Origin of the sequence: Gorillibacterium timonense (genome assembly GCF_001457415.1) — a bacterium.
Lineage (GTDB): Bacteria > Bacillota > Bacilli > Paenibacillales > NBRC-103111 > Gorillibacterium > Gorillibacterium timonense.
On the sequence record NZ_LN881721.1, the window covers coordinates 70,904 to 86,522 of the forward strand.

10 protein-coding genes are annotated in these 15,619 nt (G+C 46.2%); 6 read left to right on the forward strand and 4 right to left on the reverse strand.

From position 1 onward, the window contains the following. The first annotated feature begins 72 nt into the window (after positions 1 to 72). Complete coding sequence (locus tag BN2684_RS02485; protein WP_058300603.1) at positions 73 to 783, forward strand: histidine kinase N-terminal 7TM domain-containing protein; 711 nt, start codon at positions 73 to 75, stop codon at positions 781 to 783. A 383-nt stretch (positions 784 to 1,166) separates the two neighbouring features. Here the strand turns inward: BN2684_RS02485 and BN2684_RS02490 are convergent, their stop codons facing one another. Continuing rightward, positions 1,167 to 2,462: an IS110 family RNA-guided transposase gene (locus BN2684_RS02490; protein WP_058300604.1), complete on the reverse strand. Its 1,296-nt coding sequence runs from the start codon at positions 2,460 to 2,462 to the stop codon at positions 1,167 to 1,169. 111 nt (positions 2,463 to 2,573) lie between these two features. Between BN2684_RS02490 and BN2684_RS02495 the strand changes: the two genes are divergently transcribed. From BN2684_RS02495 to BN2684_RS02515, 5 genes are all read left to right on the forward strand, one after another. After that, positions 2,574 to 3,686 carry a sensor histidine kinase gene (locus BN2684_RS02495; RefSeq protein WP_058300605.1) on the forward strand — a complete coding sequence of 371 codons (1,113 nt, stop codon included), beginning with the start codon at positions 2,574 to 2,576 and terminating at the stop codon, positions 3,684 to 3,686. Further along, positions 3,683 to 4,813: a response regulator gene (locus tag BN2684_RS02500; protein ID WP_058300606.1), complete on the forward strand. Its 1,131-nt coding sequence runs from the start codon at positions 3,683 to 3,685 to the stop codon at positions 4,811 to 4,813. The genes BN2684_RS02495 and BN2684_RS02500 overlap by 4 nt, the downstream gene beginning before the upstream one ends. A gap of 1,303 nt (positions 4,814 to 6,116) precedes the next feature. Next, the gene (locus BN2684_RS24130) at positions 6,117 to 8,873 is read left to right on the forward strand and encodes an S-layer homology domain-containing protein (RefSeq protein WP_058300607.1); all 2,757 of its coding nucleotides are present in this window, start codon (positions 6,117 to 6,119) and stop codon (positions 8,871 to 8,873) included. Between the two features lie 243 nt (positions 8,874 to 9,116). After that, complete coding sequence (locus BN2684_RS02510) at positions 9,117 to 10,892, forward strand: aminopeptidase P family protein (protein WP_058300608.1); 1,776 nt, start codon at positions 9,117 to 9,119, stop codon at positions 10,890 to 10,892. Between the two features lie 63 nt (positions 10,893 to 10,955). Then, a complete protein-coding gene (locus tag BN2684_RS02515; RefSeq protein ID WP_058300609.1) occupies positions 10,956 to 11,396 on the forward strand; it encodes a cell wall hydrolase in 441 nt (146 codons plus the stop codon). 158 nt (positions 11,397 to 11,554) lie between these two features. Here the strand turns inward: BN2684_RS02515 and BN2684_RS02520 are convergent, their stop codons facing one another. The 3 genes from BN2684_RS02520 to BN2684_RS02530 are packed head-to-tail and all read right to left on the reverse strand — an operon-like array spanning position 11,555 to position 15,603. Beyond that, a complete protein-coding gene (locus BN2684_RS02520; RefSeq protein ID WP_234340158.1) occupies positions 11,555 to 13,555 on the reverse strand; it encodes a chemotaxis protein CheA in 2,001 nt (666 codons plus the stop codon). 21 nt (positions 13,556 to 13,576) lie between these two features. Next, entirely contained in the window at positions 13,577 to 13,996 is a 420-nt protein-coding gene (locus tag BN2684_RS02525) for a chemotaxis protein CheW (RefSeq protein ID WP_058300611.1), read from the reverse strand. Between the two features lie 17 nt (positions 13,997 to 14,013). After that, on the reverse strand, positions 14,014 to 15,603 hold the full coding sequence (locus BN2684_RS02530) for a methyl-accepting chemotaxis protein (RefSeq protein WP_058300612.1): 1,590 nt from the start codon (positions 15,601 to 15,603) through the stop codon (positions 14,014 to 14,016). Positions 15,604 to 15,619: the final 16 nt, after the last annotated feature.

The following is a 15,619-nucleotide window of genomic DNA, read 5'->3' on the forward strand; positions in this document are numbered from 1 at the left end:
ACATATTCTTAAATTGATATAAATATAAAAGATAGGAATTACCGATAAGATACTATCGGAGGAACTCACTTTATGGGATATAACATGGTACTTTCAGCCATTTTAATTATTTTCACCTTTTGCTTTATGGTGCTGCTACACTTTTCTTGGAAAAATAGGGAAACTCCTATTTCGATTAGTTATGGCTTAGGGGTGGTAGCCGCATCTTTTTATACATTTGGCTATGCTTTTCAACTCGTAAGTACGACAATGGAGCAAATCATCTTTTGGATACATGTTCAGTATATAGGCATTCCCTTTGCATCATTTATTTGGGTGATTATGATCTTACAATTCACAGGTAATCAGAGACTTGTGACAAAAAGGAATGTAGCTTTATTATCAATTGGTCCACTCTATACATTAATTGCTCACTTCACCAATGGATGGCATTATTTATTTTACAAGGGCATGGCTTTAGATTACTCTCAAGGATTTTCGCTTATCATTTTAGATAGAGGGCCGCTTTTTTACTTACACATTGGTTATGTTTATGGTTATTACTTAGTTGGCATATGTCTCTTAATTCACATGTATCTTAAGTCGAATCGAGAGAAGAAAAAACATGTTGTCTTAATGATGATAGGTTCTCTTGGTGTATTTGTTGTTCCATTCATCCATTCAATAGATGTTATAAAAATACCAGTCGATATATCTCCATTCGGACTTGTTATTTCGGGCTTATTTTACTTATGGGGGATATACCAATTTAATATGCTTAAATTATCTCCCACTATAAATTAATGTTTTCTTCCATTTGCTCACGTTTTCTTAGATTTACAACATCGACTTTGTAAAGAGATGGAGATATCATGTTGGCATGACATTTTTTTCTGGAGGAGCCGGTTGCGGGAATAGAGCTTGGAACCCTTTTTCCAATCTGTGGATGCTACTTATGGTCGCACCTTGGATATCCACACCATTCCCTCGACGGTTTACCCTCCCATGTCACACGGGGTCTATGCCCTCACATTCCTTCGTTCTACCTCTCAAGGGGTGGACGCCGCTTCTTGCTCCTTTACTGGGTCATTGCCCTTATGGATGATGATCTGCGGCTGCTCCGTGCTTCTATTGTCATTTGTAAAACTCTAAGCGTGGGTTAAGCAAAATGAATATTCCGGTTTGAATTAAGCAGCCATCTGAAGCTGAGACTGGCGTACCGGCCCCAAAACATCTGTTGCGTTGTAACGAATTTGTTTCGTCCCCAATGTGTGCAAGACTCGAATGAGCTTTCCGCATAGGGCTACAATAGATTGTTTCTTCTTCAGTGGATTCTGAGTTCGTTTCGTGTAATAGTGGTGCAGGGCTTTAAACTCCGCGTTTTTCGCCACCATGGGCATCACCGCGCGGAACAACAATGCCCGAAGCCGGGATCGTCCCCGTTTGGTTATGGTGGACTTGCCTTTCTTCTTGCCTGAGCTGTTTTCCCGTAGATTGAAGCCTGCAAGTCGTATGATTTGTTGACTGTGGTCATAGCCCTGCAGATCGCCTACTTCAGCTAGAAATCCAGCTAATGTAACGACTCCGACGCCCGGAACTGTGAGCATTTCTTCCGCACCAGGTATCTGTTCAAGAAGCTGCTCCACCTGCTGCATGACGTCGTCGCTCTGCCGGGCAAACAAGGTATATTGCTCCAGCAGGTCCTTCAATTCGATCTTGGCTGCCGTTAGGCCCTCTCGAAGGCCGATTGAACTCCGAGCGGCTTGAACCAGCTTCTCCGCCCGCTTCATGCCTACCGCCCTTTTAACCTCTTGTTTCCACCGCTTTAGGACCGCAAAGGCGCCGAGCGTGACGATTTCTTGTGGGGTAGGGAATTCAGTAAGCGTGATGAGAGAGGCTTTTCCTTCCCAGTCTGCAAATACCCTATGGTATTCGGGGAAGAACCGGTCCAGCCAATTTTGAATTCTCCTCTGGGTTTGGCCCAGGTTTAACATGACCTTTTCCCGATGGTTCATGAGAATACGTAAATCGGCGTAGATCCTTTTCGGAAGTCTAGGCTCCGAATAATGGCCGTTACGGATGAGATCTGCTATGACCTTGGCATCCTTGTAGTCGTTTTTCGTCGGTGAATTGTCTTGAAGTTCTTTGCTCTTGTTCACGTGGTGAGGATTGACGATAACGAGTTGGATGCCCTCATTCTGTAGAAATTCCGCTAGAGTAAACCAGTAGTGTCCGGTTGGTTCAATGCCGAAGATGACGTCGGTCTTGGCATGCTCCCGTTGTAGTTCCTTCATCCACGATACCAGCTTTTCCAAGCCCAAACGGTCGTTTTGAAACACACATTCCTTGCCCAACTCGATGCCCCGGAAGTCGATCCCCCGTGACACGTGGGTTTCTTTGGCGATGTCTGCTCCGATTACCAGGGTGTTTTCGGTAATTCGAGTAATCCGTTGATTCTGCTTCTTCGATTGCTTATACTTCATGGTAGAGTGCCTCCTGTGCTGAGTTGTTCTTTGGTCGGAACCCAGTATACAGAAGGTGCTCTTTTCATTCAAACCTCAAATTAATTCATTACAGGAATGGCTCCTTTAGCTATGAAAAAAGTTTTTGAATCCATACACGACGCGGTCATTATTCTTGATATAGATAATACTTTAAAGAGCTTTAATAACTCCGCTACTCTATTGTTTGAACAGGTACCTGACAAGAAGCTAATTGGTAACGCTGCATCACAAGCGTTGTCTCATTTTCCACCTCTATTGCAGCTTATTGAACATAAATCAGAGGTAGATCACGTAACAACACATCCCATGCGACTAGGAGAACGGTATTATCATGTTCATTATTCATTAATAAATGGAAGCAATAATAAGCCAGTTGGTAAGATGTTACTATTACATGACATTACAGAATCGGTACAGTATGAAGAAAGTTTACTTCAGCAATCGCAACAATTATCGGAGTTGAATTTATTTAAAGATAAGATGTTTAACGTAGTAGCTCACGATATTCGTGATCCGCTTGCAGTACTAGTTAATTTAATTGAACTAATGGAAGAGGATATGCAGGAAGTAGAAATCATTGAACATAAGGGGAGCTATAAAGAACTGGTCGAGGAGATGGGAAAGCAGATTAACAACACATTTCTACTCCTTGAAAGTTTACTCGAATGGTTTCATACTCAACGTGGTGGAATGTTGTTTAACCCCGTTGTGAGAGATTTAGGCAACGTTGTTCAGAAAACGATTCATATGATGAACGTGAAAATAAACAGTAAGCACATTAGAATTCATTCTGAAATAGCTGAAAATGTCTACGTTTATGCGGATAGGGATATGTTGGATTTAATTATTCGCAATCTATTGTCTAACGCTGTCAAGTTTACTCCAATTGGAGGAAGGATTCGATTACGCTCAGAAATATCACAAAATATGGTTGTGGTTTCAATCAGTGATACTGGAGAAGGGATATCTGCTGATGAAGCAAGTTATTTACTACAAGATGAATTTCCTAAATCCAAGAGAGGTACGGCGGGTGAGCAAGGTGTAGGTCTTGGTCTATCCATTTGCCGAGAATTTGTTGGACTAAATGGCGGAGAAATTTGGTTTGAGAGCTTCCGACATGTAGGTACCACATTTTATTTTTCACTTCCGATAGCCTCAACATTCAGCATGTCTAGAACAGATGAGAAGGAGGAAGTCGTGTGAAGGTTATCGTTATTGATGATGAAAGAAGTATGCATATGATTATGGAAAGAATGCTCAAAAAAATAAATTCGATTACCTTAGTTGGTTGTTTTTATGATACTTGGTCTGCATATACGTACTTATCTGACCATGATGTTGATATAATTTTTGTCGATATTAGTATGCCAAAGGAAAGTGGATTAGAGTTTGCAAAAAGATTAAGAGATGAAGGCAGAGAAACGAAGATCATATTTGTTACCTCACACAAAGAATACGCACTACCGGCATTTGATGTCTATGCCTTGGATTATATGTTGAAGCCTGTTAATCAAGAGCGACTTCAGCAAACCATCGAACGAGCAGTTGCAGATATGGAATTACAAAAGAACAAGGTCAGACAGGCTGCTCAAGAACATAAGTTGATCTATAACTGTCTAGGTACTATGGAATTAAGAACTCCACAAAATGAACTCATCAAGTGGAGAACGAGTAAAAGCGCGGAGCTTTTCGCTTACTTGATTATGCAGAAAGGAAAGCGTGTTTCAAGGGCAAGAATTATAGAGGATATGTTCGACCATATGCCGCTAAAAAATGCAGAAACGTACTTAAATACAACGGTATATCAACTAAGAAAGTTGTTAAGCAACCATGGGTTTTCTCAAGTTATCTATTCGGGTAATCAGCATTATTCATTAGATTACTCGCAGATTCATGTTGACGCTTTTAGGTTTGAAGATCAATGCAATAGGATGGACTTCAGCAATGAACGACAAGTTAACCAAGCAGTTGAACATGAGAAAAGTTATCGGGGGCATTTATTTGGGGAGTATGTTTATAGATGGGCACAAAACGAAGTAGAGCGATTATTTTTAGTATCGATTACCTTTTCACACAAGCTATGTGAAGCGTTATTGAATAGAGCAGAGATGGATAAAGCAATATCTATTTTGAAAAAGTTAGTGGATAGCTATGAACTTGAGGATAGAACGATGATGCTGTATTTAGAAGCATTGGCTTTAAAACAGGATGAAGTAGGATTAAAAAGGCAATATAAAACGTTTATCGAAATTATGCGCGAAGATGTCGGTGTAAGTGTATCTACTAAAGTAACGGATTATTATTACCAGCTTATCGAAAAACTGAACTAAAGAAGAGGAAGTGAGAAAGAGCTCCAGAATAAATAGGGGCTCTTTTTGTGTTGAAGTTTGTCATTAAGTTGTCATTGAGGTGAGATAAGCTTGAATGAACGGGAAAACCCCAATAGAAGGAGAAAACAAAAGCGGAGGGCGGAATATGACAACAAGTAAGCGTCAATCGAAACCGAAAGAACGAATTTGGATCTGGATGCTAATCATCAGCATGGTCACTTCGCTGTTGCCTGTGCAGCAAGCGACGGTTCAAGCAGCTGGAGTCTCGGAATGGCAATCGGTTGGCAGTGAGGGTTTTTCGGCAGGTGAAGTTTATAATACATCGATAGCGCTAGACAGCAGCGGCACCCCTTATGTTGCTTATAGGGATTGGAACTTCAATAAAGCGACCGTAATGAAATTCGACGGAAGCAGTTGGGAACTCGTTGGCAGTGAGGGTTTTTCGGCAGGTGTAACTACTGATGTAAAGATCGCTTTAGACAGCAGGGGTACCCCTTATGTTGTCTATAGGGATCATGGGAACTCCAATAAAGCGACCGTAATGACATACAACGGAAGCAGTTGGGAGCCCGTAGGGAATCCAGCTTTTTCAGCAGGTGAAGTTTATGATACAGCGATAGCGCTAGACAGTAGTGACACCCCTTATGTTGTCTACAGGGATAATGGGAACTCACAAAAAGCGACCGTAATGAAATACGACGGAAGCAGTTGGGAGCCTGTAGGGAATCCAGCTTTTTCGGCAGGTGCAGCTAGTGAAATATCGATCGTGTTAGACAGCAGCGATACCCCCTATGTTGTCTATAGTGATCAAGCGGGTGACTCAAAAGCTACCGTGATGACATACAACGGAAGCAGTTGGGAGCCCGTAGGGAATCCGGCTTTTTCGGCAGGTCAAGTTTATAATACATCGATAGCGCTAGACAGCAGCGACACCCCTTACGTTGTCTATAAGGATTATGGGAACTTCGGAAAAGCGACCGTAATGAAATATAGCGGAAGTAGTTGGGAGTCTGTTGGCAGTGTGGGTTTTTCGGCAGGTGAAGTATTTTATACATCGATAGCGGTAGACAGCAGGGGCACCCCTTATGTTGTCTACAGGGATGATGAGAATGATTATAAAGCGACCGTAATGACATACAACGGAAGCAGTTGGGAGCCTGTAGGGAATCCGGCTTTTTCAGCAGGTGGTGTTGATGATACATCGATAGCGCTAGACAGTAGCGGCACCCCTTATGTTGTCTATAGGGATAATGGGAACTCCGGAAAAGCGACCGTGATGAAACTTTATCGGGAGACGCAGCCTATGTATACTGCGAGTGCAGTCGCTGCCTCAACGACACCAGAAGCTGGAGCGGATAATGCGGTTACGCTGACGGTAAAGAATTCGCTGGATCTCACGGATACGACGTTTAGCGGAGCACATGACGTGACGATCTCCGGATATACAGTAGCACCTGACGGCTCTTATGGCAGCTTTAACGGAACGGACTTGACGGAAGGGCCGAACACGATCAGCGTGACGTTTGCAAGCGGCGTAGCGACAGCGAATCTGAAGCTACATAAGGCGGCGGCACAAACGATCGGTTTCAGCGTGGCGGGCGTGGCAACGCCGGCAGCGAACACGGTGAGCATCACGCCAGCGGCGGGAAGCGCGGCTTCGATGGCGCTGACGACGGACGTTACAGCCCCATCTAGCAATGGAGGCGCGTTTGCGCAGCAGCCGGTTGTTACGCTCCGTGATGCTTATGGGAATACGAGCACGGGCGACAGCACCACGGTGGTGACCGTATCGAAGAAGGATGCAGGCACGTGGACGCTGACCGGAACCATGGCGGCAACAGCGAGCGCAGGTGTCGTACCCTTCACCGGCCTAGGCGCAACGAATGCAGCTGAGGTGACGGGAGCGCAGCTCGCATTCGATGCGACAGGCTTGACGCAGATTGCGAGCCAGACGGTGATCCTGCCGGCTCCTGCACCAGCACTAGCACAAACCGTCAGCGCATCTGCCGCCTCGGCAACTCCATTAGCTGGAGCGGATAATGCGGTTACGCTGACGGTAAAGAATTCGCTGGATCTCACGGATACGACGTTTAGCGGAGCGCATAATGTGACGATCTCCGGATATAGAGCAGCACCTGACGGCTCTTATGGCAGCTTTAACGGGACGGACTTGACAGAAGGGCCGAACACGATCAGCGTGACGTTTGCAAGCGGCGTAGCGACAGCGAATCTGAAGCTACATAAGGCGGCGGCACAAACGATCGGTTTCAGCGTGGCGGGCGTGGCAACGCCGGCAGCGAACACGGTGAGCATCACGCCAGCGGCGGGAAGCGCGGCTTCGATGGCGCTGACGACGGACGTTACAGCCCCATCTAGCAATGGAGGCGCGTTTGCGCAGCAGCCGGTTGTTACGCTCCGTGATGCTTATGGGAATACGAGCACGGGCGACAGCACCACGGTGGTGACCGTATCGAAGAAGGATGCAGGCACGTGGACGCTGACCGGAACCATGGCGGCAACAGCGAGCGCAGGTGTCGTACCCTTCACCGGCCTAGGCGCAACGAATGCAGCTGAGGTGACGGGAGCGCAGCTCGCATTCGATGCGACAGGCCTGACGCAGATTGCGAGCCAGACAGTGATCCTTCCGGCTCCCGCACCAGCACCAGCACAAACCGTCAGCGCATCTGCTGCATCGGCAACACCCGGAGTCGGCGCGGACGATACGGTCACGCTGACGGTAAAGAATTCGGTGGATCTCACGGATACGACGTTTAGCGGAGCACATGATGTGACGATCTCCAGATATACCGCAGCACCTGACGGCTCTTATGGCAGCTTTAACGGAACGGACTTGACGGAAGGGCCGAACACGATCAGCGTTACGTTTGCAAGCGGCGTAGCGACAGTGAATCTAAAGCTGAACAAGGCGGCAGCGCAAACCATCGGTTTCAGCGTGGCGGGCGTGGCAACGCCAGCAGCGAACACGGTGAGCATCACGCCTATAGCGGGAAGCGTGGCTTCAATGGCGCTGACGACAGACATTACAGCCCCATCTAGCAATGGAGGCGCGTTCGCACAGCAGCCGGTTGTTACGCTCCGAGATGCTTATGGGAATACGAGCACGAACGACAGTACCACAGTGGTGACCGTATCGAAGAAGGATGCAGGCACGTGGACGCTGACCGGAACGGCGACGGCAACAGCGAGCACAGGTGTCGTAACCTTCACCGGCCTAGGCGCAACGAATGCAGCTGAGGTGACGGGAGCGCAGCTTGCATTCGATGCAACAGGCTTGACGCAGATTGCGAGCCAGACGGTGATCCTGCCGGCTCCTGCACCAGCGACTGCTCCAGAGCAGACACCTGTTCCAGCGGAGCAGACACCTGCTTCTCCACAGCCTACGGTAGAGGTGTTTAATAGTAACATTGTTAATGAAGCCATTTTAGTAAAGACGATTGAATCCAAAGTAGCAGAAGCTAAGGAAGCAAACCCTACAATTGATTTTGCTGACATTCAAGGGCACTGGGCTGAAGAGACAATCGATACGTTCAACAAATTGCAAATCATTAAAGGCTACCCAGATGGGACGTATAGACCAAACAGTCTCATCACACGCGCTGAGTTTGCAGTCATTCTGAATCGCGTGTTCAATATTCAAGCTGGCAGCAATGCGAGTGTTGTATTGAAGGACATTGGCGATAACTGGGCTAAAGAAGCTATTGAGAACCTTGTAGCGGCAAGGGTAATCAAAGGTTACGAGGACGGTACGTTCAAGCCGGATCAAACGATTACACGTGAAGAAATGGTTATCATGCTGTCCCGAGTTGTAAACCTCAATAACTTGGCGAAGGACACAACAAAAGGCAATTTCCATGATCTGAATGGTTCTTATGCAGCTAGCGAGATCAAGGCAGAAGCGCAAGCAGGTATCGTTAGCGGTAAAGGGGATGGAAGATTCGATCCCAAGAGCAATGCTACACGTGCTGAGGCGTTGCAGATCATCTTGAATGTGTTGAAGCTTAACCAGCAGTTGAAGACGCTGCTCGATTCACTTAGCTAGTATCTGTGAAGGATGCCCAAACGGGGCGTCCTTCATTTCGTTTTCACCGGAAAACAGAAGAACCTCTGGAAAGTATCCAAGGGTTCTTCTGTTAGGTTATTCGTAGTCGTTCAGTCGTCTCCCGTCTCACCCTCCGGCGTATTTGTTATTCTATAATTTTAGGAGTAGGCTTATTAAGAGCTCGTCATTTTTATAGGATAGTCTTAAATGCATTTGGTCTTAAGGAAAATGGAGGTATTGGATATGAATATCAGGGATAGGGTTGAAAAGCTAAGACAACTAATGAGAACAAATCAAATGGATGCTTATCTCATTCCCAGTTTTGATGCACATCAGAGTGAATATGTAGCAGAGCATTGGAAATGTAGACAATGGATATCAGGATTTACGGGGTCTGCAGGTACAGTAGTTATTACATTAGAGGATGCTGGGTTATGGACAGATGGTAGATACTATATTCAAGCAGAAAAGCAGCTTGAGGGCTCCGGAATCCGATTATTCAGAATGGCGGATCCAGGGATACCCTTTTATTCGGAATGGTTAGCAGATGTTCTTAATGAAGGTAGCGTTGTGGGCTTTGATGGACATGTTTTTTCAATTGATATGGTAAGAAGGATGGAAAATGATCTAAAAGCAAAAAGAATGGAATTAAAAATGAATCAAGATTTAGTTGGCAAATTGTGGGGAGATCGACCGGATATTCCTAAAGGATCCATGTTTACCCATGACGTAAAATATGCAGGAAAATCACGTGTAGAAAAAGTAAATGAAGTAAGAAAAGAAATGAAAATTAGGGGAGCCAATCATTATCTTATAACCTCCTTAGATGACATTGCATGGCTTTTGAATATAAGAGGGGCCGATGTGCCTAACAATCCCGTTGTAATCACTAATTTGATCGTAGCAGAGCATAAATGTTATTTATTTATTGATTCCTGCAAGGTTCCTCCTTTGGTCAAATTAGAATTGGAGGCTGAAGGAATCGAGATAAAAGCGTATGATGAAATCCATATGTTCTTGGGAAATCTTTCGAGCGAAGACACCATTATTTTTGATGCGAATAAAACAAATAGTAGCTTATATAGCGCCATTAGCAGGAATACAATGAAAATGGAAAGTCCGGACATCACAACGAATTTAAAAGCTATTAAAAATGAAGTCGAGATAAAAAATGTAAAATGGTGTGAAATAAAAGATGGTTTGGCCATGGTGAAATTTATGAAATGGTTAAAAACCGTTGTAGATAAAGAAGATATTACAGAGATTGCTGCCGAAGAGAGATTAGAAGATTTCCGAAGGGTGCAGGAAGGATTTGTTGGGCCAAGCTTTGATACGATCGCAGGTTATAAAGAACATGCTGCGTTGATGCATTATAAAGCCAATAAGGAAACGCAATTTACCCTTAAGAATGAAGGTCTTTTTCTAGTTGACTCAGGCGGACAGTATTATGATGGAACAACAGATATTACACGAACGTTTGTGTTGGGAGAACTTACCGATGAGCAAAAAAGAGATTTTACTCTGGTGTTGAAAGGGTTTATTGCATTAAGCTCAGTAAAGTTTTTACATGGAGCTACTGGCTCTAATTTGGATGTTCTAGCAAGACAGCCCATATGGCAATATGGGTTAGACTATAAGTGTGGAACAGGCCATGGGGTAGGGTTTTTCCTGAATGTTCATGAGGGACCACAAAGCATAAGGAATACTAATCATGTTAGATTAGAAAAAGGCATGATCATTACGAATGAACCGGGAATATACCTTGAAGGTAAATATGGAATTCGAACGGAAAATATGATGGTAGTTGTTGAAGACGAGAAAACAGAGTTTGGTCAATTTATGAAGTTTGAAACCATTACGTATTGTCCAATTGATCTAGCCGGTATCCATACAGATCTGTTAACAGAGAGTGAAAAGCAATGGTTAAACAATTATCATCAAGAGGTATACACGAAGCTAGCTCCTTATTTAAATGATGAAGAGAGCGCATGGCTGAGGGAAGAAACTAGGGAAATCTAAATAGAGTAACGCATCCGCCTCACCTCCAATATGATAAGTCTAGAAACCTAAAGAGGTGAGCACATGGCAGTCGTAAAAGCCAGGCAGCGGGATATCGATATGTTGGCAAGGTTGCTTCGAGCTGAAGCTGAGACCGAAGGCGAAACGGGCATGCTCCTTGTTGGAAATGTTGGCATTAACCGAATAAGAGGGAATTGCTCCGATTTTAAAAACATCCGGACAATTCCCGAAATGATCAACCAGCCTCATGCGTTCGAAGCATTACAACATGGGATGTTCTATCAAAACGCAAGAGACAGGGAACGCCGTCTTGCGCGACGGGCTGTGAATGGAGAGCGGAGTTGGCCAGCCGAATTCTCCTTATGGTATTTCCGTCCAGGGACGTTCGAGAATCCCGGACCATGTCCGCCAACTTGGTATAATCAGCCGTTCGTAGGTCGATGGAAGAAGCACTGTTTTTATCAACCGACCGTGGAAGAATGTGAAAATATTTATAATACGTGAGACTGAGACTGCCCAACGCAAAAACACCTCCAAGAAGATCCACCCCATCTTGCAATAAGGGGCTAATCTCTTGAAGGTGTTTTGATTTTACTCACGTTATGGGGTAGGTCCCGAACGGAGGAGCAGAGCTCTTGTGCAGGATACCTACGGTTGCAGGTTCAACCTTTTGAATGACTAACCAGGTAGGCCGCATCCAGAATAAGCGCGACCGTACCGTTACCCAGTATGGTTGCACCGGACAGATGATTCATATTTCCGAGGATGCCGCTCAGTTTCTTGATGACAACCTCTTGATTCCCGATAATCTCATCAACCGCATAAGCGGTAGCTGCATCGGCAGAGCGGACGATGACGACCGGAAGCTGCGTTCCGGTCTTTTCCGTAGGAGCATAATTCAATTTCTCATGCAACCAACGGAATGGCACGATTCGTCCATGATTTAGAAGGGTACGCTTGCCTTGCACCGTTTGAATCTTGTCGGGGTGGATCCGGACAACTTCGCCGACATTATACATCGGGATCACGAACAGGCGACCGGAGACCTTTACGAGCAATCCTTTTATAATAGCCAGTGTCAGGGGCAGCCGAATGATAAAACACGTTCCTTCACCGACTTTTGTCTCAATATCAATCAATCCGTTCAAGCGGCCGATCTGGCTGCGAACGATATCCATCCCCACACCGCGACCCGACACATCGCTGACTTCCGCAGCTGTGGAGAAGCCTGGTTCGAAGATGAGATGAACGGCCTCCTGTTGTCCGAGCGAAGCTGCCGTTCCCTCCTTGATGATTCCCTTGCGCACAGCCGATGCTTTGATCCGTTCTGCATCAATACCTTGGCCATCATCCCGAAGCGCCACAACCACATGGTTTTCTTCATAATAGGAACTCAGTGTGATACGTCCCTTGGCCGGCTTGCCTGCAGCCAGACGTATTTCCGGCGTTTCAATCCCATGATCGGCACTATTGCGGATCAGATGAATCAGCGGATCACTAAGCTCCTCAATAATCATCCGGTCCAGCTCGGTCTCTCCGCCATGGGTGATGAGTTCGATGTCCTTATCAAGCTTCTGGGCGAGGTCCCGCACCATCCGCGGGAAACGGCTAAATAATTGATCAATAGGCAGCATGCGCGTCTTCATGACACCCTCCTGCAGCTCTTTGATCAAAGTGCCTATTCGGTCGGCCACATGGCCTGCATCCTGCAGGGAACGGGATGGATCAGACGTATCATGACTCAACTCTGTCAGTGAAGTCTGCTCGATCAGCAGCTCTCCTACCAGATTCATCAGATGATCGAGACGCTCCACGTTAACTCTAACGGTTGATTGACCTGCTGCCTTTGCACGCTCCATCGAAGGGGATCGTGGTTCCGGATCGTTCGCTTCCCCATCCCTCTTGTCACCGGTACCCTGGAGTAGGAAGGGTTGAATATCGAAGCGGATAACCTCGGTTTCTGCAAGGAGCATGGCCTGCAATTCTTCTGATCCCCGCTTCGCGGCAACGATGAGCTGGAAGCTACCGTACCGTTCATCATCCTCCGCATTAGACAGCTCGTCCACCTCAAAGGTGGAGGCGATGACTTCGCCAGCAAGGTCATTAAACCGCTGGAGCATGATATAATAACGTACCGCCTTCATAGGGCAATCGGGCTGCAGCTCAACTGAAATCTCCTGAAGGGTGTACCCGGCAGCAACGGCAGCCTGAGCCTGTCGCACAGCTTCTGCTCCAAGAGTCAGCCTTATGCGCCGGGACTCCACGTTTGCAGCCCCTATGCTTCCGGAACCATTCTTCACCATCGTCTTGATGGCAGAGACGACTCCGCCGAAATCATCATAATGCTCGTCGCCAATATAATGGTCCCTAAGCGACTTCATCGCATCCAGTGCACGAAACAGGGTATCAATCAGTTGAGCGGTAATATCCGGCTTGTGCTCCCTGACCCATTCCAGTGCGAATTCCACTTCATGCGTAAGCTCGCTCATCTCCCGGAAGCCCATAGTAGACGAAGAGCCTTTGATCGTATGTGCCGCCCGGAATAGCGTCTGAATGACATCCGGATTCTTCTCCCGCTCCAGTTCCAGCAGCGATTGGTCGATCCGTTCAAGCTGGTCGTTAAGTTCTTCAATAAAAATCTCGCGATAGGCTGACAGTTCCATCAATCGTTTTGCTCCCTCCTGTCAAGCGAGAACCTTGTCTAATTCCAGAATGCCTACCAGCTTGTCATGATTCTGGCCGATACCTTGAAACAACCCCTCCCGATCACTAGTCTGACCGGAAGGAGGATGAATTTCCGCATAAGTCGTCACCTTATTCACTTTGTCAACGATTAAGCCTACAGATTCGTTACGATATCGGACGACGACAATCCGGTTCTCTTTTGTATACGGCTCATCCGGCATACCAACCAAATTACGCAGGCTCATGACGCAGACAACCTTGCCGCGCAAATTGATGACACCCTTCACTTCACTTCGGCTAAAAGGAATATCGGTAATCGCAAGCACTTTGATAATCTCATCAATCTCTTCAATTCGAATCGCACAGGTCTCTGTGCCAACCGTAAGCTCGATATATTGATCTTTCTCGGTCGCTGCCACTACGCCCACCCCCTGCATTACTCGGTCCTGAATGTGGAAGCAGCCTTAGCAAGTTCCTCAGACAGTTGTGCCAACGATTGGCAGTTCATTGCCGTCTCTTCGGATGCAGCCGCCGATTCCTCGCTAGAAGCGGATATCGCCTCGACGGATTGCATAACCTCAGTAGCCTGGGCCGATTCCTCCTCGCATGCTGCCGCGATCTCATTAACCTTTAGCGAGGAGGAGTTGACCATCGTGATAATCTGCTCAAACGCCTGGCTGGTTAAGGACGACTGCTGTACGCTATCCGATACGGCTCTGACGCTTTGCTTGGTATTATCCTGCATGGCCTTAATAATCTTGGTAATCTCTTTAGTGGCCGCTCCACTGCGCTCGGCCAGTTTGCGCACTTCATCAGCCACGACAGCGAAACCGCGTCCCTGCTCACCTGCACGCGCTGCCTCAATAGCAGCATTCAACGCAAGTAGATTTGTCTGATCGGCTATATCGTCAATAACCTCGATAATATCTCCAATTTTATTGGAGTCTTCTTCAAGCCGGGTCATTTTCTCATTTACCGCCTGCATACCCTCAAGCGATACTTGAACAACCTTGCCGCCTTCTCGCGCAGTTGTCACCGTAGCATTAGACAATTCTGCAGCCTCTTCTGCACTAATAGCAACGGAATTGATCGCCGTCGTCAGCTCCCCGAATAGCACCGTGATGTTTGCCGCAGCTGCGGTCTGGTTGGTGCTTGTGCTGGCAATCTCTTCCGTACTGGCGGATATCTGCTGTGAAGATGCCGCAACGTTATGAGAACTACTAATAATGTTGCCGAGTAAGCCGCGCAGGTTGTCGACCATCCGGTTAATTGCGGCAGCTAGCAACCCTACCTCATCTTTACTGTTAATATCTAGTTTCATGGTTAGATTGCCGTCTGCCACCGCTGTCGAAATCCGCAACATTTGTTGCAATGGTTTTGAGATTGAACTGGAGATAAACGTACCGATGATAATACTTACAGCAATAGCTAGAATGATGGCGACTGCCGTCACGGTGAGGGATACTGAATACATCTGTTGAGCATTTGTATTCGCTTTGTCTGCCATATCGACGTTCAGATTGATCAGATTGGTAAGCCCATCTCTGATTTTGTCTCCTGAAGGAGAGAGATCGCTTGCCACAAAATCTGTAAAATTCTTAATATTATCCCTTTCTGCATAAGACATCGCTTGATCGAATACAGCCAGATAATCCTTATAGTCTTGCTGATATTGCTCGATCATTTGCTTTTCCTCCGGCGTTGTTGCAAGAGGCAAGTAATTCTGAATCCGGTTTTCCATTTCTTTCTGTGCTTGATCAATTCTATTCTTTGATTCGGCGATTGCAGTGCTATCGTTACTCAATGCGACATCTCGAATCATAATCATGGTTAATCGATAATTGAAGAAGGTAGCAGACAAATCACGAATGGATATTAAGTTGTTGCTGTACATTTTTTTCATATTCTGGTTCGTGTTTTGAAGGGCAATGATCGAGTATATACCCAGCCCCGCCAAAATAATGGATACGATTAGAAAAGAACTGATGATTTTTGTTGCCGTTTTAAGATCCCGAAACCTTTTCACTATGAACTCCCCCTAT